Origin of the sequence: Chitinophaga tropicalis (genome assembly GCF_009758205.1) — a bacterium.
Lineage (GTDB): Bacteria > Bacteroidota > Bacteroidia > Chitinophagales > Chitinophagaceae > Chitinophaga > Chitinophaga tropicalis.
On sequence record NZ_WRXN01000005.1, the window covers coordinates 292,835 to 311,395 of the forward strand.

General features: G+C 45.8%; 12 protein-coding genes. 4 read left to right on the plus strand and 8 right to left on the minus strand.

The window, feature by feature from the left end:
- Positions 1 to 3 precede the first annotated feature (3 nt).
- From GO493_RS13730 to GO493_RS13740, 3 genes are all read left to right on the plus strand, one after another.
- Positions 4 to 1,410 (plus strand): RagB/SusD family nutrient uptake outer membrane protein, encoded by a 1,407-nt coding sequence (locus GO493_RS13730; protein WP_157306752.1) that lies wholly within the window; start codon positions 4 to 6, stop codon positions 1,408 to 1,410.
- A 105-nt stretch (positions 1,411 to 1,515) separates the two neighbouring features.
- The gene (locus tag GO493_RS13735; protein ID WP_157306753.1) at positions 1,516 to 2,442 is read left to right on the plus strand and encodes an ABC transporter ATP-binding protein; all 927 of its coding nucleotides are present in this window, start codon (positions 1,516 to 1,518) and stop codon (positions 2,440 to 2,442) included.
- A 15-nt stretch (positions 2,443 to 2,457) separates the two neighbouring features.
- On the plus strand, positions 2,458 to 4,746 hold the full coding sequence (locus GO493_RS13740; RefSeq protein ID WP_157306754.1) for a Gldg family protein: 2,289 nt from the start codon (positions 2,458 to 2,460) through the stop codon (positions 4,744 to 4,746).
- Between the two features lie 78 nt (positions 4,747 to 4,824).
- On the opposite strand, the gene GO493_RS13745 is transcribed toward GO493_RS13740, so the two are convergent.
- From GO493_RS13745 to GO493_RS13760, 4 genes are all read right to left on the minus strand, one after another.
- Positions 4,825 to 5,889, minus strand: a complete 1,065-nt coding sequence (locus tag GO493_RS13745; protein WP_157306755.1) for a serine hydrolase domain-containing protein — start codon at positions 5,887 to 5,889, stop codon at positions 4,825 to 4,827.
- Between the two features lie 7 nt (positions 5,890 to 5,896).
- The gene (locus GO493_RS13750) at positions 5,897 to 8,347 is read right to left on the minus strand and encodes an ABC transporter permease (protein ID WP_157306756.1); all 2,451 of its coding nucleotides are present in this window, start codon (positions 8,345 to 8,347) and stop codon (positions 5,897 to 5,899) included.
- 126 nt (positions 8,348 to 8,473) lie between these two features.
- Positions 8,474 to 10,243 (minus strand): c-type cytochrome, encoded by a 1,770-nt coding sequence (locus GO493_RS13755; protein ID WP_157306757.1) that lies wholly within the window; start codon positions 10,241 to 10,243, stop codon positions 8,474 to 8,476.
- Positions 10,244 to 10,360: 117 nt separating this feature from the next.
- Positions 10,361 to 11,716, minus strand: a complete 1,356-nt coding sequence (locus GO493_RS13760) for a vanadium-dependent haloperoxidase (protein ID WP_157306758.1) — start codon at positions 11,714 to 11,716, stop codon at positions 10,361 to 10,363.
- Positions 11,717 to 11,902: 186 nt separating this feature from the next.
- Here GO493_RS13760 and GO493_RS13765 point away from each other — a divergent pair, with 186 nt between their 5' ends.
- The gene (locus GO493_RS13765; RefSeq protein ID WP_157306759.1) at positions 11,903 to 12,070 is read left to right on the plus strand and encodes a hypothetical protein; all 168 of its coding nucleotides are present in this window, start codon (positions 11,903 to 11,905) and stop codon (positions 12,068 to 12,070) included.
- 119 nt (positions 12,071 to 12,189) lie between these two features.
- Here the strand turns inward: GO493_RS13765 and GO493_RS13770 are convergent, their stop codons facing one another.
- The 4 genes from GO493_RS13770 to GO493_RS13785 all read right to left on the minus strand — a co-directional run bounded on the left by GO493_RS13770 (position 12,190) and on the right by GO493_RS13785 (position 18,545).
- The gene (locus tag GO493_RS13770) at positions 12,190 to 14,010 is read right to left on the minus strand and encodes a beta-N-acetylhexosaminidase (RefSeq protein WP_157306760.1); all 1,821 of its coding nucleotides are present in this window, start codon (positions 14,008 to 14,010) and stop codon (positions 12,190 to 12,192) included.
- Between the two features lie 128 nt (positions 14,011 to 14,138).
- On the minus strand, positions 14,139 to 16,544 hold the full coding sequence (locus GO493_RS13775) for a TonB-dependent receptor domain-containing protein (protein WP_157306761.1): 2,406 nt from the start codon (positions 16,542 to 16,544) through the stop codon (positions 14,139 to 14,141).
- Positions 16,545 to 16,605: 61 nt separating this feature from the next.
- Positions 16,606 to 17,874, minus strand: coding sequence for a sensor histidine kinase (locus GO493_RS13780; RefSeq protein WP_157306762.1), 1,269 nt, complete (start codon positions 17,872 to 17,874; stop codon positions 16,606 to 16,608).
- Positions 17,871 to 18,545 (minus strand): response regulator transcription factor, encoded by a 675-nt coding sequence (locus GO493_RS13785; RefSeq protein ID WP_157306763.1) that lies wholly within the window; start codon positions 18,543 to 18,545, stop codon positions 17,871 to 17,873. Before GO493_RS13785 ends, GO493_RS13780 begins: the two co-directional genes overlap by 4 nt.
- Positions 18,546 to 18,561 lie beyond the last annotated feature (16 nt).

The following is an 18,561-nucleotide window of genomic DNA, read 5'->3' on the forward strand; positions in this document are numbered from 1 at the left end:
ACGATGTTAAGCAATAAACTTCTGAGAAATATAATCATCGGGCTAACGTCTGTCACCTCTCTTGCTGCATGCGAGAAAATGATAGATATTCCTGCGCCCATAACAGAAACATCTTCTTCACGGGTCTACAGCACTGATAAGCTGGCGCTGGCTGCCCTGTCAGGAGCGTTTTCCAGTACTTTCAACTCCATCTCTTTTGCATACGGGATGACAACTACCACATCGCTTGTTTCTGACGATGTGATCCACCTGTCAAGCACTAATTTTGATGAGCTGACAAAGAATACATATCTGCCCACTTCAAGCACCTCTGCTGTGAACCAGATAAATGATATCTGGACCAGTATGTACCAGGGCATTTATCGCTTCAACAGTCTCATTGAAGGAGCGCAATCCTCTACTGCCTTATCAGACAGCGTAAAACTGCGCCTGACATCAGAGGCTAAGTTCATGCGTGCATATTGTTATTTCTACCTGTCTAACCTGTTTGGACAAGTGCCGCTGATCCTGGAAACAGATGTAACCAAAACATCTCTTGCTCCTAAAGACAGTATTGCAAAGATCAACAGGCAGATCATCCAGGACCTGGTAGAAGCGCGTAATAACCTGACCACCAATTACAGTAAATCTCCCGGTTACAGAACAGTTGTTACCAAATGGGCGGCATGCGCCCTGCTGGCAAGAGTGTACCTGTACAATAAGCAATGGGAGCTGGCAGAACTGGAAGCGTCCAAAGTGATAGATAGTGCGGGGTTGTACTCTCTCATACCTTCCGCCAGCCTTGAAAACTGCTTTGTAAGAGCCAATGCGGAAGCTATTTTCCAGTATGGTCCTTATCTTTCTCCAACTTCAGGGTATACCTATGAAGGATCTACATTTGTAACATCCTCCTCACAATATTCCCTGACGGAAGACCTGTACAGCACATTCTCTGCTGCAGATGTGCGTAAGGCAAAATGGATCAGGGACACTACTTTCTCTGGTGTAAAGAATCATCAGTCATTTAAATACAGGGCAACTTCAACTACAAACGCTACAGCGCTGGGCAGGCAGGAAGCGCCTACTGTTCTGCGACTGGCAGAGCAATACCTGATCAGGGCAGAAGCAAGGGTTCAGCAGATGAAGCTTGCAGAAGGAACTGCCGACCTGGACCAGGTACGTATCCGGGCTAATACCGGCGCTACTACAGCAAGTTCACAGGATGATCTCATTGTTGAACTGGCCGCTGAGAACCGCAGGGAGTTTTTTAATGAATATGGGCATCGCTGGCTGGACCTGAAGCGTACTGGTAAAATAAATGAGGTGCTGGGTGCTAAAAAGCCAACCTGGCAGGCACGCGCCGCTTATTTCCCCCTGCCTCAGTCAGCCGTAGATGCTAACCCAAATCTCAAACAAAACGACGACTATTAACAGTCATATTTAAACAGTTATTTCCTGGAAGCATGTAACCCGGAAGGTGGTAAAACAACCACCTCCGGGCATGTTTTACCATCATCCGGCAAAGAATCAGCTAATATGGAAACAAGTATTGTAAAAATTGAGAACCTGTCACACAGGTACAGTCGTGCCTGGGCAATCAAGGACATAAACCTGGACATCAAACACAAGGGTGTGACAGGTTTACTGGGCTCTAACGGTGCGGGAAAATCTACCACTATGAATATCCTTTGCGGGGTACTCAACCAGACTGAAGGAACCGTATTGATAGATAATATCGATCTGCGCCAGAACCCTATTGAAGCCAAAAAACTGATAGGGTTCCTTCCTCAGAATGCACCATTATACCTTGATCTGACGGTAGACGAATACCTTACCCACTGCGCCCATCTACGGCTCATTCCACGTCCGCAGATAAAAGCGGCAATAGAAGAAGCAAAAGAAAGGTGTGGTGTAGCCCATTTCAGTAAAAGGATACTGAAAAATCTCTCCGGCGGCTATAAGCAAAGAGTAGGTATTGCACAAGCCATCATCCATAAACCTAAACTTGTTGTACTGGACGAACCCACAAACGGTCTTGACCCTAACCAGATAACAGAAGTGAGAATGCTGATCAAAGAGATAGGACAGGAACGCTCTGTGATCTTCTCCTCTCATATATTGTCTGAAGTACAGGCAACATGCGATACTATTAAAATGATTGAACAGGGCAACGTTGTATTCTCAGGTACTGTATACGACTTTAATAACTATATAGCCCCCAATTCCATGTTGCTGCATCTCAGCAACCCTCCTTCCAAAGAAACGCTGAAAGCAATACCAGGTATAACTGAAGTTGCCTTCCTTGAGAATGAACGTATACGACTTCACTTTGATACTGCGCCGGACATTGCCGAATCCATGGTGGAAATGAGTGTGCAGAAAGGATGGAAACTCAGGGAGATACAACTGGAAAGAAGCTCCCTGGAAGAGATATTCGCAAAATTGTCAAACAAGAATAAATAATTACAAACTCTCAGTATGAAAATTACTTTCAGGATAGCCAGGCTGGAACTCAGTAACCTTTTCTTTTCTCCCGTAGCCTGGGTGGTACTGGTGATATTTATGGTCCAGACAGGATGGGAATATGCTCATTTGCTGGAACGTATGGAAAGATCACAACAGCTGGGTATGATGGGCAACAGCGTTACAAACTATTTGTACTCCGGTTTTGCCGGTCTTTTCACCAAAATGCAGGAAAACCTCTACTTATATATACCACTGCTCACCATGGGGCTTATCAGCCGGGAAACCGGCAGTGGTTCCATCAAGCTGGTATTCTCATCTCCCGTCAAAGTAAGCGCAGTGGTATGGGGTAAATACCTGGCTATGGTGTTTTACTGCATGCTGCTCATTACCTGCCTGCTCATCACAGGGATAGTGACTTCAATAGTACTGAAGGACGCCTATTTCTCTTTCATTGCTTCCGGTTTACTGGGATTGTTCCTGCTGATATGCGCCTATGCAGCCATAGGCCTGTTCATGTCTTCACTTACCACTTACCAGGTAGTAGCAGCTATCAGCACCCTGGCCTTACTGGCAGGACTTAACTATGTAGGTAAATTATGGCAGGATATAGATTTTGTACGTGACATCACTTACTTCCTCTCTATTTCAGGAAGATCTGAAAACTTCGTGGAGGGCCTGATCACCAGCAGGGATATCGCCTATTTCATGATAGTGATACTGCTGTTTGTAGGTTTGACAATACTCAAACTGAAGTCAGGTAAAGAATCTAAGTCCACAGCTGTAAAGATCACCCGTTATGCTGTATTTGTAGTTTGCTGCCTGTTAACCGGATATCTGACCTCCCGTCCCGGTTTTGTCTATTATAAAGATATGACCGGTAACCTGAACAGGACACTGACAAAGAGCAGCCAGGAAGTAGTAGCAAAAATGAAAGATCAGCTGACTATCACTGCTTATGTGAACCTGCTGGACCAGAATTTCTATTCTTTCATGCCGGAATACAGGAATGATGACAAGGCAAGATTTGATAAGTATATCCGCTTCAAGCCGGATATCACAATGAATTATGTTTATTACTACGATAGTACTGATAACAACCCTGACCTATACCAGCGTAACAAAGGATTATCTACTAAAGAACTGGCTAAAAGGGTGGCTTCATCTGTAAAAATGGATATGGATGAATTCCTCACTCCTGCTCAGATCAGGCAAAAGATAGATCTGTCAGCAGAAGGTAACAGAAGCGTAAGGCTGGTAGAATATAACGGAAAGAAAACATTCCTGAGAATGTATAATGACCTGATGCGTCAGCCGGACGAAAAAGAGATCACTGCTGCATTAAAACGTCTTATTGTGCAGGTGCCTAAAGTAGCTTTCCTGAGTGGTCATAATGAAAGAAGTATCAAACGTATTGCAGACAATGATTACAAACTGTCTACCATTGAGAAAACCTTCCGTCACGCACTACTGAACCAGGGTTTTGAGGTAATAGAAATACCAGCGTTTAACGGGGCATTACCGGATGATATTGCAGTACTGGTCATTGCCGATCCACGTACACCTTATACTGTAGAAGAAGTAGAACAGGTGAAAGCATTTATTGAGAAGGGAGGTAATGTGCTGATAGCAGCTGAACCACAAAGAAATGAGTTGACAGAGCCTATCCTGAGCCTGCTGGATGTGCATGTGAATAAGGGTACAATATTGCAGAGCAGCGAGGAATTGTCGCCGGTCCTTGTACAAACAACCCTGTCTGCTCCTGGTTTAAAGCTGCTCGGTAATTCTCCTGTTTTCCGTCAGCGCAGCACTATCCTGTTTGCTGGTGCCGGGGGGCTTAGTTATAAAACCGGCGGCGTCTATACTGTTACGCCACTGATCGTTTCCAACAGTGCTAACTCTTTCAGGAGAACAGCGCCTATAGATGATAGTCTGCGTACCGCCACTTTCCATGCCGGCCTGGAAGATGAGCATGGTTCTTTCCCGCTGGCGGTGGCTTTGACAAGGAAACATAATGGCAGGGAACAAAAGATAATAGTATCCGGTGATGCTGATTTCATGAGCAACTCTGAATTGCTGAGAAGCAATGTTCAGTCAGCTAATTTTATTTTCACTACTGAATTATTCCGCTGGTTTACTTATGGAGAGTTCCCGATAGATACTTCCAGACCTCCGTTAAAAGATGATCAGCTTTTCATTGATGCCAGTGGTGTGGAAAGATTAAGATGGTTGCTGGCGGTGATATTTCCGGGTATTATTGTAGTAGCTGTTACGGTGATGCTGATAAGAAGAAAACGCAGGTAATATCTCCGATATCTTTATAAAAAAAAGGGTGTCTCATAAATAAATGAGGCACCCTCTTCATATAGTTAAGCCGCTGGATCATTCCTTACTCATTTCTATCTCATATAGTTTCTCTCCGGCTTCCCCAAGGTAATATTTTAGTAACTCCGGTATTATCTTCATTCCATTATCTGAATTAGTCATAATGATCAACCCTCTCCCCGACTTCGGTAACAGGAATACCATTGTTCTGCATCCATTATCGCTACCTCCATGCGAAAGAGCATACTCCCCATTTCCCAGGTTATCATATAGCATCCAGCCCAGGCCCACGTATTTATCTGTTTTGATCTTTAGCTGATGTTCCAGCATTTCCCTGTAAACCTTACGGGACAATCCTGTTCCCTGCATGGCGGCAAGAGAGAGTTTACCGTAATCTGCTATGGTGGTCAGCAGGTCATCTGCAGCGCTAACACGTGTGTATTTTTCAACAGGATAAGGTTCTCCCTTTTCATTATGCCCCACTGCAAACCGTGTTTCATCCACTTCATCTGCCCAGCTGAAATGAGTATCGTTCATTTTAAGGGGTTTAAATAACAGGGAATCAGCCAGCTGAGTCAGCGGCATATTGAACTTGTTTTCCAGCGCCTTCTTCAGGTATTCATATCCTTCACCGGAATATTGGAACCGGGTGCCGGGCTCAAAGTCAAAGGTCAGCTTCCCGGTTTTGTGCAGCCATCGCCAGTTAACAAAGCCGGTAGAGTGGGTCAGCACATGACGGGCGGTCAGTTTCTCATGCCTTGGGTCGCTGATCACATCGGGATCTGTCCAGTATTTATACAGTGGTTCATCAAGGTCCCACTGGCCGGTACTGACCAGTTCCAGTACCAGCTGGCAAACAACGGTCTTTGTCAGGGAGGCTACATTAAAGATGGTGTTAAAAGGGGCAGGGCTGCCACTTTTCAGTTCACCGTATACACTCACCTGCCGTAAGGTACCGTTCCTGATAACGCCTATGCCTAATGCCGGTACCTTGTGTTCAAATAACCAGCGTTCTATCTTCTCATCATCGGTCAGACTGGTATCTGCAGGAGGAATATTTCCTGCATGCATCACCAATGGAAAGACAAGTATTCCGTATAAAAAAATGAGGATCCTGCGCATACTATTTCTATTCCGATTTCAGACTATCTACGGGGTTAGCTATTGCAGCTTTAACTGACTGGAAACTTATAGTGATGAGTGCTATTACTATTACAATACCACCGGTTACCAGGAATATCCACCAGCTGATACTTACCTGGTAGGCAAAGTCCTGCAGCCATTGTTTCATGGCATACCAGGCAATGGGCGACGCCAGCAGAACAGAGATCAGTACCAGCTTCACAAAATCTTTCGATATAAGAGTGGTGACCTGTGTTACGGAAGCCCCCAGTACTTTACGTATGCTGATCTCTTTGCTGCGCTGTTCCGCCATGAAAGCAGAGAGGGCAAATAAGCCAAGACAGGCTATAATAATGGCCAGGATTGCAAAGCTGGTGAAAATATTGCCGGTGCGTTCCACATCCGCATACATATTTGCGAAGCGTTCATCCAGGAAGGTATACCTGAACGGCTGGTGAGGCGCCATGTCCTTCCAGACCTTTGTAACAGCAGCTATTGTCTGCTGCATATCTTTACCATCCCCGTTCAGTTTAACAGCTATCATGGTAGGGCTGTAGCCCAGTGTCATACACAGCGGTTCAATATTGAGACGCATGGTTTCAAAATAAAAGTTCTTTACTATACCTAATACGGTATATGTTGAACCGCCATTGGTGATACGTTTTCCAACCGGGTCTTCACCACCGGGAAAAAGTTTTGCAGCAAGCAGCTGGTTGATGACAATCCCTTGCGAGTCTGTACGTATATCTTTCGAAAAGTCTCTTCCTGCTACGATCTGCATCCCCAATGTTTTTATATAGTCAGCATCTACTGTCCAGAACTGGCTCTGCACGTCCACATCTTCCTTTGTCTTTCCTTCTTTCCAGATAGGATTACCATTTCGTTTGGTTCCGGTTACCGGAAGGAAATCGCTTATTGATACGTTTTTCACCTGCCGCAGCTTCAGTAATTCTTCCTTAAAGGTATTCACCTCCCGTCCTAACTGATTGGCTCCCTGCACTATCAGTACCTGGTCCTTTCCATATCCCAGCTCTTTATTAAGGATATACTGCATTTGCCGGTAAATCACAAATGTGCCGATGATCAGGATAATAGAAGCTGTGAACTGGAAAACCACCAGTGCACTGCGCAGATTTGAGTTTTTAACGCCGCTGCTTACCCTGCCTTTTAATACAGCAATGGGTTTGAAGGAAGAAAGATAGAATGCGGGGTAAATACCGGCCACTATACCAATAACGAAGGCAGCAGTGATGAGTACAGGCGCCAGCCACCAGGCCGTCCATGGGAAAGAGAGGGATTTATCAGCCAGGGTATTGAAAAATGGCAGGAGTAACCATGCCAGGCAAATTCCTATTGCAAAGGAGAGATAGCTGTATAACAGGGATTCTGCGAGAAATTGCTTTACCAGGTCACTGCGGTAAGAACCTATTGCTTTCTTCAATCCTACTTCTTTTGCACGGTTGGCGGATCTGGCAGTGGAGAGGTTAATAAAGTTGATACAGGCTATGATCAGGATAAACAGGGCAATAGCGCCAAACAGCCATACCAGGCGTATATCTCCATACTGGCGGCTGTCTTCAAACCCGATCGATTTCAGATGAATATCTTTTACCGGTTGCGCATAGATCCTCAGCTGCAATGTTGTGCCTATTTTTTCGACCATCTTGTTACCTGCCTGTCTCATTTCCGGGATGAAATATTTGTTCAGTATAATGTCAGACATTGTCTTGCTGAACTTTTCCGGATCACTACCCTCACGCAGTTTCACATAAATCTCATAGTTACTGGAGCCCCAGGAATTTTGTTCCCCCTTCCATAATTCAACGCCTTTAAGGGAAATGAGAAAATCATAGTCCAGGTGGGAGTTGGAAGGAAAGTCTGCCATCACCCCTCCTATCCTGTATGGTTTACTCAGGTCGTCATTTAAGATAAGCACTTTACCAACGGGGTCCTGGCCGGGAAAATATTTATCTGCTTTCCTTTTAGAGATCACAATGGTGTTAGGGCCATCCAGCGCATGCTGACGATCGCCATAGATCATAGGGATACTGAATAGTTCCAGGAGCTCCGGATCTGCAAACGCAAAACCATCTTCATATGTATTTTCCGCGTTATCTGCAAGCCTCATCTGGTTGCTGCCGGCGCCTGTGAACAGGCGGTTGCGCAGCACCCTGGCGGCCAGCTCCACTTCAGGGCAATCATCCTCCAATGCCTTTTTCATAGGCGGGAACATGGACAGATCTTTGTGAGATATACCATTGTCAGTAAGCTCTCCTACCAAACGATACAGGCGGTCTGCCTGGGGATAGTAGCTATCATAGCTCACCTCATGCCTGATATATAAAGCAATGAGCAAACAGGCGGCTATACTCAGCGCAAAGCCGCCTACCTTGACGGTAGTATACATTTTCTGCTTTAACAGTTGCCTTATTGCTATTCTGAAGTAACTTTTGAACATAACATCTGTGATTTCAGTGCAACTATAGAGGCAAAGATGACACCACCATAACAATCGCATGATAACCAACAAATTACATTATGCTCCCTGTCCGGTTTCAGCATACAGCATGTCCGCTTACGGACATCATTTACCACTGTTCCTGACCTTGTTCACCTCGGCAGAAGTGATGATGCTGTCCTGGTTATTGAACCGTTTTTTCACGTATGTGAGTATGGATGCAATGGCATGATCGTCCAGGGCCTGGCCATGTGCGGGCATTACGCCGTTATAGGTCTTACCGTTCACTTTGATCTCTCCCTGCAGTCCGTTCAGTACAACCCTGATCAGCCGTTCTCTGGGCCCACTCACCCAGTCAGAACCTACCAGCGGCGGATAACGGTTATTATCTCCTTTACCGTCCCGCTGATGGCAGCTGTTACAATAGGAGTTATAAAGGATCAGCCCGTTCATCACACCGCCTTTGCCTATGTTGTCCTTTACCTCGTCAGGGGTTTTGATGTAGGTACGGTTTTTTCTCTCTTCCATTTTTGCCAGTTGGGACTCACCGAACTTATTCCTGTCTCCTTTGTACATTACGCGCCATATTCTGCCCTTATTTGACTCTGAGATATACAATGATCCATCCGGACCTGTGGCCAGCCCCATAGGTCTGAAATGGGCATCGCTGGTATTCACTACTGTATCCACCCCGGTAAATCCGTCTGCAAAGATCTCCCATTTCCCTGTAGGGGCGCCGTTTTCAAAAGGTAAAAAACATACTATATAGCCTGCCTGCGGATAAGGGGCCCTGTCTGTGGAGCCGTGAAAGGCTATAAATGCTCCTTTCTTATATCTTTCGGGGAACTGGTCACCCTGGTAAAATAACAGCTCCATAGGCGCCCAATGCCCCGGGAAGCCGAATACCGGTACGTCAAATTTCTCTGTCCGTCCGGTCTTTTTACCATCTCCGCCGTAACCGGGTTGCAGCATGTTCTTTCCCTGCAGATGGTCATAATAGGCATAGGGCCATCCGAAATCTGATCCGTCGGTTACTTTCAGCAGCGGTTCTGATGGCAGCACAGCTGCCTGCCAGGCAGTATACAGTTCTGAGTAGCGGGTATGGAAGTTGTCCATACCATTCATCACCGCATACAGGTGATTGTCTGCAGGGTTCCAGGCAATGCCCAGCACACTGCGTATGCCGGTGGCATATTTATAACCGTCTTTCTGTGTCTGTCCTTCCTTTGCTTCATCAAAACGCCAGATGCCTGCATGCCATTTAAGGTCTGGCGCCGGGTCCAGACCTTTACCTCCGGGCATGCCTGCGGGACCGGCAGTGTTGATGTCCTGCGCCGCATCTGTTGGTGCGCCGAAAGGCACGTACATATTGCCTTTATTATCGAATGCAAAAGGTTTGGCGGTATGCCAGTGTTTTCTTACATCAGGGTCTTCATCTGTGAGGATGACCTCTGTTTTGCTGTCAGGTATCAGCTGACCGGGAGTTAGTTTATTCCTGAGGATATTTCTGAGCGTAGATACATAGAGGTAACCGTTATGTACCATAATACCAACGGGTAGACCGCCTTCATCTTTATAATCACCGAAATAGGCAATGACGTCTGCCTTACCATCGTGGTCATTATCTCTTAATCCTACGGTGCCGCCACCGCCGTTCATGATGTCATTGTAAGAGAGCTTCACATAGATATCGCCGTTATCATTCACGGTAATATGCCTTCCGCGGCCTACGCTGTCTGCCACTACCAGGGCATCAAAGCCTTCAGGCAGGATTAGTCCGCCGTTATCCGGATCTGCCGGGGGCAGGCCTTCAGGAGTTTTGTTCTTACATTGCAGGGAGAAAATAGTGAACATACTGATAAGACCCCATCTGAGTAAGAGAGAGTTGTCCAACATAAGTGGTGTTTTAGAGTCAAGATTTAAGATCTCACCAGCGTTACTAATATAGGGAATTCCTGCGGCATAAAAAACCCGCTCATCAAAGCGGGCTTTTAAATTACCACAGGAACTAATTCAATACTGTAAGGACAATACACGCGTAGCTATATCCTTCCCGGTTGTCTGGCCTGCCTCACTATCAAACTGGTAGTGGATGCCGCCATAGACCCTGGAAACAGAAGCTTCCTGTATCATACTCTGGAAATTGCTGAAAGACCGGGGAGAGAAACCTTCAGGTACTTTCTGCTTGTCTGTAAATGAAAAACTGCTGCCGAAATTAGCAGCCAGGATGTTTCCGGCAGCGCTGGTAAAGGTAGCATGACCGGAAGTATAGGAAGGGAAGGGAGGTGTGCCTATAAGCGGCAGCCAGGTGGAATCTATCTGTGCCCTGATATAGGTAACAGGCCTGAGCAGGTTGTACTTATACTTGTACTTCCAGCAGAGTATACCGGCATCGTTCAGGCCAATGCCTACCTGTGTAAGCACCTTTGCAGCGGCAAACAGAGACAGATGCTGTTCTTCTGCCAGCTGCGCCGTAATAGCGATCAGATGGCCGGGCGGCGTAAAAGTGCCGCCGCCATCTGCCCAGTAACGTGCAATGAGGTTTTGTTCAGGAGTGAGTGTATTCACGGTGTTGTACACCAGGAAAGACGCCTTGTAAAAAGTGGAGGCCGTATCTGTCGAATACGCAGGATGTTTTATCCATACCGTATCCGAGCTCCGGGGTTTGATAAAAGGCCTGTTGTTGCCCCAGTAAGGTAACATTGCCCGCTGGAAGAGCGGAGGTGTAGGTACCCATAAGCCCGGGCCAACAGGAGGCACATAATCAGCAGGGAAAGTATTTAAATACCCATCCTTGCCGCCATCGGAAACAGACCACTGGTAAATACCTCCGGCTACCTGCCTGCCAAAATTGACAGAACGGATCACCTCTTCCTGGTTACAGCTGTCTGAAAGCACTTCCAGGTTATTGATCTCCAGTTGGGTGATCAGCTCCTGGTTGGCAGCGCTGGCATTCGGGAACATATCCCTCGTAATGGCAGCGAGTGCACTGTTGGCAGCTACAGACCAGTTATAGGACTTACCTCTTTCCGGAGTGGGAAGATAATTAAGGCCATTCAGCTGCCCTTTCAATGTAGGCATGCCTCTCATACCCCATACCACTGCCTCATGCAGGGTTACACCGGTATAAGCAATAGCTCTTGCCGCTACAGGCGGTGTAAATCCGCTGGTTTCCCTGATAAGTTTTAACTGCAGCTCGTACCAGGAAACAGCTATAGCTGCATCGCCTCCCGATGTGGTATAAAGGGAAGCTGTCTCATTTAATGTAAGAGCGTCGGACGGGACCGGCGTCTCTTCCCGCCGGCATGCCATGAAACTGAGCATGGCGAACAGGCAGGCTAAAAGGGGACGTGAACAAACAAATTTCATGTTTTTCAATTTTTAAACGGTTAACATTAAGGGTTAATAAATATCTTAAAGCAAAAGTCCGTTGATCATCGTGGTAATTTCTAAAGAGGACTCAAAGGTATAGCGGCACTACGCAGTCTATCAGCGTAGCATTTTTTTCCTGGATAACAGGCATGCTTCTTGGGCATTGTTTAACAAAACAGCTATATGCATGCAATAAATCTGACCCTGGTTTTTATTGTCGGGCTGGCAGCACTTGCACTGTTGTTATTTATGATCTTTAAGAACAGGTGGGACAGGAAAAGATATCTGCCGCCGGACGATCCTGTACAGGAACAACGTGATGAACAACAAAGAAGAGAAGAAAAGATGTAAAAGATTGTATATCAGTTTATCTTTATCACAGCGAGCAAAATTGCTCAAAAAAAATGCTTTTGCCGGATGGCAAAAGCATTTTTTTTGAATAGGAGGGCAGCCTGCGGCCAGAAGCAATTTTACTTTGATTCAAGCGGCACACTGAACATATTGCTCACCCTTCCGCCCGGAGTTACAATAATATAATTCAGGGTAAGTGGTTTTGCTGACCGGGGCAGTACTACAGGTCCTGTATACAATGTACCCGTCTGATCTGCCTTTCTTCCGTCAACAGTATAATAAATAGTACTGTTAGCTATAAATGGAATGATCTCTGCAGTTCTTCTGCCGTTAGCGGCAGTACCGAAACGGATCTTTGCTTCAGGTATACGGTAGAAGAAATTCATTTCCTCCAGTTCCTGCAGGCGTGCCGGTAAGCGTTTGGTAGAGAAATCGTCATAATCCTGCTGGCCCCTGCCTGTCCATGCTACTTCAGACAGCGCCAGAGCACGGGGAAAGAGCATGTATTCCAGCTTCCCGTTGGTAGCTATATATTCTGTCCACAGATTAGCCTGTACGCCCAGTACATGTTTCTGCTCTTCTGCGTTCAGTGAATCAGGACGGGGATGATAGCTGTATACTTTTTCCAGCGGCAGGAAACCGCCTATAGCTACAGGCTCATTTTTATTATCCTTTGCCTGGTAGTGGTCAACATACATATGACTGTTAGGCGTCATGATCACATCATGTCCCATCCTGGCAGCTGCAATACCGCCTTTCTCTCCTCTCCAGCTCATAACAGTGGCATTGGGCGCAAGACCGCCTTCCAGGATCTCATCCCATCCTACCAGTCTTCTGCCATTCTTATTCAGGTACTTTTCCATGCGGGTAATAAAATAACTCTGCAGCTCATGCTCATCTTTCAGTTTCTGTTTGCTGATCAGTTTCTGTGCAAAGGCTGATTCTTTCCAGTGTTCTTTAGGCACCTCATCACCGCCGATATGTATATATTCTGCCGGGAAAATGCTCATCACTTCTGTCAGCACATCTTCCAGGAATTTAAAGGTTTCCTCCTTAGGGCAGAAAATACTGTAATGCACGCCCCAGTAACCGGGTACATGATAGGTAGTATCCTTACATCCCAGTTCAGGATATGCGGCCAGTACTGCTGTACTATGACCCGGCATCTCTATTTCCGGGATAACTGTGATCTTCCGGTCTGCTGCGTATTTCACCAGTTCACGGGCTTCTTCCTGGGTATAATAGCCGCCATGTTTTTCACCGTCATATACGAACGGTTTAAAGTCTCCATACTGACCAATCATAGTAGAATCGCGCCATGCGGATACCTGTGTCAGTCTGGGATATTTCTTTATTTCCAGCCGCCAGCCCTGGTCGTCTGTCAGGTGCCAGTGCAGCCTGTTAAATTTAAAATAGGCCATGACATCAACTATTTTCTTCACTTCATCGAGGGTGAAGAAATGGCGGGACACGTCGAGCATGATACCACGGTAACCAAATTCCGGTTTGTCGTTAATGGTTACTGCCGGTACAGACAAGCTGCCGTTCTTTTTCTCTATCAGCTGTAACAGTGATTGCAGGGCGTAAAAGCTGCCGCTGTTGCCACCGTTTATCCTTACCTGTCCGGGCGTTACAGTAAGGCTGTATGCCTCATCGCTGGTGCCTGCTGTGGCGTCAATAATGATGGCTTTGTCTTTCTCCTGCTGGGAAACAGCTAGTTTCAGCCCGTACCTGTTCCAGAGAAATTCATTGAATAGATCTGCATTTTTCCTGGCGGCATCATTCTTTACCACAAGGAAAGTTTGCTGGTTCAGTGTAAAACTGCCGGCGCCTGCCTGTAAAGAGGCCGGTTTTGGGATAAGCGGATAGTTGTTCTCCTGTGCGTAGATCAGACCCGTTCCCAATGAAATGAGTAAGCTAAAAGCGATTCTTTTAAACATTATGCTGCATGATTAATTTGAAAAACCAATAACGTGAAACCAGGAGCACAATATATAAAGAATTTGAGAGGAACAAAATATTGTTAAAGTCTCTTTTCAAGGTACAGGCCGGCTAAGATAATAAGCGTTTATAATTTATAGCTATATCCCACTCTTATTACCTGGGTCTCATTATAGTCTGTACTTCTATATTTAAATCCGTCCCCGCGTATTTCCATTTTATTTCTCAGGGTATTGGCAATATCAGTTGCATTCAGGAACACCTCTCCCCTTCCCTGCTGTATAGCCTTTTTTATACCGGCATCAATGGAAAAACGGGAATAGGTCTTACCCTGTGGTACAATATCCGGGGCAAGATAAATTGCCGTCAGCAGCAGATCGGTCTTCCCCGAAAAATGGAAAAGGCTGTTCAGCTTTATATTGCCGGAATAGGTTTCCTGCCGGGCCGCACTGAAAACATTCTCTTCCGGGTACATGTTCACTACCGTATATGCTTCTATGATATGTTGATAACCGTTAAGATTCAGGCTAAGCGCTGCCTTCTTCCCTATATTCTGCGACAACAGCATTTCAATGCCGGTGTTATAGCTCTTACCGGTGTTCTGAAATATGTTATAGATGATATCACTTCCCGGAACAGTAGTGCCAATACGGGTAATGGTTGCATCCATCCTTTTATGATAAACGGCACTGTAGACAGCGCTCTCATTCCAGCCTGCTTTATATCCTAATTCAAAAGAACTGGTAAACTGGGGGCGCAGACCGGGATTTCCTACCTTAACGGTACCTACGTCATCATACTTGGGAAATATACGGATATCCACTTCATTAGGCCTGTCTACCCTGCGGTTGTAGAAAAAGGAAAGCTTATTCCTGTCATTCAGCTTATAGGCAATACGGAGGTTGGGAAAGGGCTCTGTATAGTTATAACCGTCGCTTTTGTATGTTTTATGGTGTGGGTTCACTTTGTATTCCAGGTTCACATATTCCATCCTGATACCGGCCTCTACCTCAAATTTATTCGTTTCCAGTACATAATTCCCATATACGGCGGGAATCACCTCACTGTAATTGGCCCATCCACCGGCAGAGGTATCAAGCGGGGAGTTCAGCCCCGGCATGAATTTCATATTTGTAGGGATATATCTTCTTCTGAATTTCATGCCTCCTTCTACCCTGCCATACTTCAGGGGGTGTATGTAGTCTATGTTCAGGTCTGCAACATGCTCGTCAGACAATACCCTGAAAGAGTCCAGCCCTGTAAATGCGGGCATGATGTTATTAAAGTAATACCGTTCATCTTCCCGGTGAAAGGTATAATTGAAACCTATATTAAGAGAACGTCCTGGCTGTGCAAACCTGTGCTGCCAGCCGGCAGAGATGGTTGCAGTGGTTTTCACTTCATCTTCCAGGAACTGCCATAAGCGCTGACGTTCTGAAAGATCTTTGTTAAAGAAAGGCTCGTCTCCCCTGTCAAGTATCTTTTCCCGGCTTCCCAGGGCTGAAAAGGTGATGGTATTGCTGTTATCCATAAACCAGTCCATTCCCGTTTTAACAGTGATGATATTGGTTGTCCGGTTCCGCTTTGTCTGTTGCCTGATGGTATCTCCATTACTGTAAAAGCGATCTGTAAATTCGTTCTTATTCAATGTTTTGGTGTAGAGATCGTCTGCCTGCAGGAAGAGGTTCACTTTATTTTTCCTGTAGTTGAGGAATACAGAGGGATTGATCTTGGGAGTAGCCCTGTATTGTGGCCTTATACCAGGGTAATTCCCCTTCTTCTCCCACAACGCACCTAATCCGCCGGCCAGCCCTATCTTACCGTTAAACCCCTCCTTGCTTTCCTTCTTATAGATGATGTTGATAATGCCTGCATTTCCGTTTGCATCATACCTGGCAGAGGGATTATTAATGATTTCAATACGCTCTATTGCGGAGGCAGGAATATTATCCAGGCCTGATTGCCCGCCAATACCGGTAAGCGCCGTCTGTTTACCATCTAACAGCACCATTACCTTATCGCTGCCCCTGAGCTGTACCTTTCCATCCTGGGACACTGTTATTCCGGGAAGGTTTTTCATTGCCTCCAGTACAGATCCTCCCATCTGGCTGATATTATCTGCCGGTTTAAAGACTTTCCTGTCCATTTTTTCTGTCACAGTCTCCTCTCTCCCTGCAACGGTCACTTCCTTCAGCTGCCTGTTCTCTGCAGATAACGGAACAGCGCCCAGGTCCAGGAACTGGCTCAGCTGCCCTACCAGTACAGGCAATTGCTTTGTACCATATCCCAGCAGGGATATCTTTACAAAGTAATTTCCATTGCCAATATCTGCAATGGAAAAACGGCCTTCCTGATCGGTAATAGTGCCTGTAACAAAAGTGCTGTCCTTTACCTTATGCAGGGTAACATTTACAAACTGCAGCGGAGCTTTATTACCGGCATCCTTTACCTGGCCGGAGACGGTTACTTTGGTCTGCGTATAACCATGTATAAACGAAAATAAAAGAAATAAAAAGGGGACAATGTATTTCATCCTGGCTATTGGTATTTAATGCGCAGGTAAAATTGGGGATAGATTTAGTAGAAATTCTGAATCATGAAAATGCAACGCGGAATACATGCATGCCTTCCTCAAAATGATAGGTTATCTCCCATCCGTATCTCTGGCATATTTCACGTACAAGCGCCAGTCCCAGGCCGGTGCCCGGCGTATGCGACGCAGCTCTCATAAAACGTTTAAAAAGGTTTTTCTGTTCCAGTGGAGCGCTCCCAGAATTTGCCACCTTCAGCGTACCATTGCCCAGTGTAATACTGATGCTGGCATCTGCTGCACTATGCCTGATAGCATTCAGCAGAAGATTGGCTACCATCATTTCTACCAGCAAACGGTTGGCTGTTACTGTCAGCCCTTCCGTTTCAGCATGCAGATGCTTTTCTTTTACAAAATCGGCCAGCAGATCAAGATTTGAATGGACAAGCTCTTCCAGGTTGACTGGTTCTTTATCAGCAAACTGCCCGTTCCCTATCCTGGCAAAGAGCAAAAGGGTCTTGTTGATCCTGGCGCTTCTGCCCAGGGCAGCCTGCGCGTCATTGATGATATTATACTGTTCTGTTGTCAGCTCCCGGTCCTGCAGCAGCAGGTCCAGTTTAGACTGTACAATGGCCAGGGGCGTCTGCAATTCATGAGACACGTTCTCTGTAAATTCCTTCTGTTCCTGGTAAACATTTATATTTCCTTTTATCAGGCGGTCAAGACTTTCATTCAGTTCATTGAATTCTGATATACCAGTATCATCAAAGGTTATCTTCTGCCCCTTTTCCAGGGAAAAGCCCCGTATCTTTTCAAGGATTTGGTAGAATGGCTGCCATAAAGCCTTTGAGAGGTTACGGTTAAGGAGTATCAGACCTCCAAGCAGGATGATAAAGAAAACGATGGTAATTACTGTAATGACTGCAATAGTTTCATAAGATTCTTCTATGTTGGTTTCCACCATCAGGCAGTAATACCTGCCATTATATTCAAAATAAGTGATCAGTCCCTGGAAACGGTCCATCTCACCTGTAACTTCTCTTTTTTTGTAAATATTATAGATGCTGTCCGGCCGCCCCCTGTCTGTACTTTTTATCTGCGCATGTGGCTGCAGCTTGTTCCACAACAGTATGCTCTGCTCCAGTTCAACGTCTGTCATGGGAACAGACTGTATGCGTTTTTTTATATTCTCACCAATAATGACATTGTGCTCATCCAGTTCAGACTTCCATATATAATCTACTATCAGGTAATACACAGGAATACTGCAGGCCAGTACGAAGGCCGCATAAAGTATAAATACCTTCAGGGACCTGTTCAGCAATTTACTCATACTTCCCACTTATAACCTGTTCCGTAAACTGTTTTGAGATAATTATCACATCCTGCTTCATTCAATTTCTTTTTAAGGTTTTTGATATGGGCATATACAAAATCATAGCTATTCATCATATCTGCCAGATCGCCGGAAAGATGTTCTGCCAGGGCATTCTTGGAGATCACCCTGTTGGCGTTGCCCATAAAATAGAGCAGCAGGTTAAATTCTTTTCTTGTGAGGATAACCGGTTTGTTATTTATGTTCACTGTCCTTGCCAGCAGGTCTATCTGCAGTTCATGTTGCTGTATGATGTTGGTATTGTTAAAATTCCTTCTTCGTATCACCGAATATACCCTGGCAGCCAGCTCCGGCAGATGAAAAGGCTTGGCCAGGTAATCATCCGCCCCGGTCTGTAACCCTTTTATCTTGTCATTATAGGAATCTCTTGCAGAAATGATGATCACTCCATCCTGTTTCTGCTGACGGCGGATCTCTTCCAGTATTTTCATTCCGTCACCACCGGGCAGCATAAGGTCCAGCAGTATGCAATCGTAATCATAGAGGGTGATCTTTTCCGTTGCTTCAGCGAAGGTAGCGGCCAGCTCACACAGATAGTTCTCTACAGAGAGATATTCGCTGATGCTTTGTGCCAGTTGAGGCTCGTCTTCTATGATCAGTATCTTCATGGTGCGCTAATGACTA

Coding starts and splice junctions, on each gene's coding strand:
- GO493_RS13730 (WP_157306752.1), top strand. CDS start 4: ATGTTAAGCAATAAACTTCTGAGAAATATAATCATCGGGCTAACGTCT.
- GO493_RS13735 (WP_157306753.1), top strand. CDS start 1,516: ATGGAAACAAGTATTGTAAAAATTGAGAACCTGTCACACAGGTACAGT.
- GO493_RS13740 (WP_157306754.1), top strand. CDS start 2,458: ATGAAAATTACTTTCAGGATAGCCAGGCTGGAACTCAGTAACCTTTTC.
- GO493_RS13745 (WP_157306755.1), bottom strand. CDS start 5,889: ATGCGCAGGATCCTCATTTTTTTATACGGAATACTTGTCTTTCCATTG.
- GO493_RS13750 (WP_157306756.1), bottom strand. CDS start 8,347: ATGTTCAAAAGTTACTTCAGAATAGCAATAAGGCAACTGTTAAAGCAG.
- GO493_RS13755 (WP_157306757.1), bottom strand. CDS start 10,243: ATGTTGGACAACTCTCTCTTACTCAGATGGGGTCTTATCAGTATGTTC.
- GO493_RS13760 (WP_157306758.1), bottom strand. CDS start 11,716: ATGAAATTTGTTTGTTCACGTCCCCTTTTAGCCTGCCTGTTCGCCATG.
- GO493_RS13765 (WP_157306759.1), top strand. CDS start 11,903: ATGCATGCAATAAATCTGACCCTGGTTTTTATTGTCGGGCTGGCAGCA.
- GO493_RS13770 (WP_157306760.1), bottom strand. CDS start 14,010: ATGTTTAAAAGAATCGCTTTTAGCTTACTCATTTCATTGGGAACGGGT.
- GO493_RS13775 (WP_157306761.1), bottom strand. CDS start 16,544: ATGAAATACATTGTCCCCTTTTTATTTCTTTTATTTTCGTTTATACAT.
- GO493_RS13780 (WP_157306762.1), bottom strand. CDS start 17,874: ATGAGTAAATTGCTGAACAGGTCCCTGAAGGTATTTATACTTTATGCG.
- GO493_RS13785 (WP_157306763.1), bottom strand. CDS start 18,545: ATGAAGATACTGATCATAGAAGACGAGCCTCAACTGGCACAAAGCATC.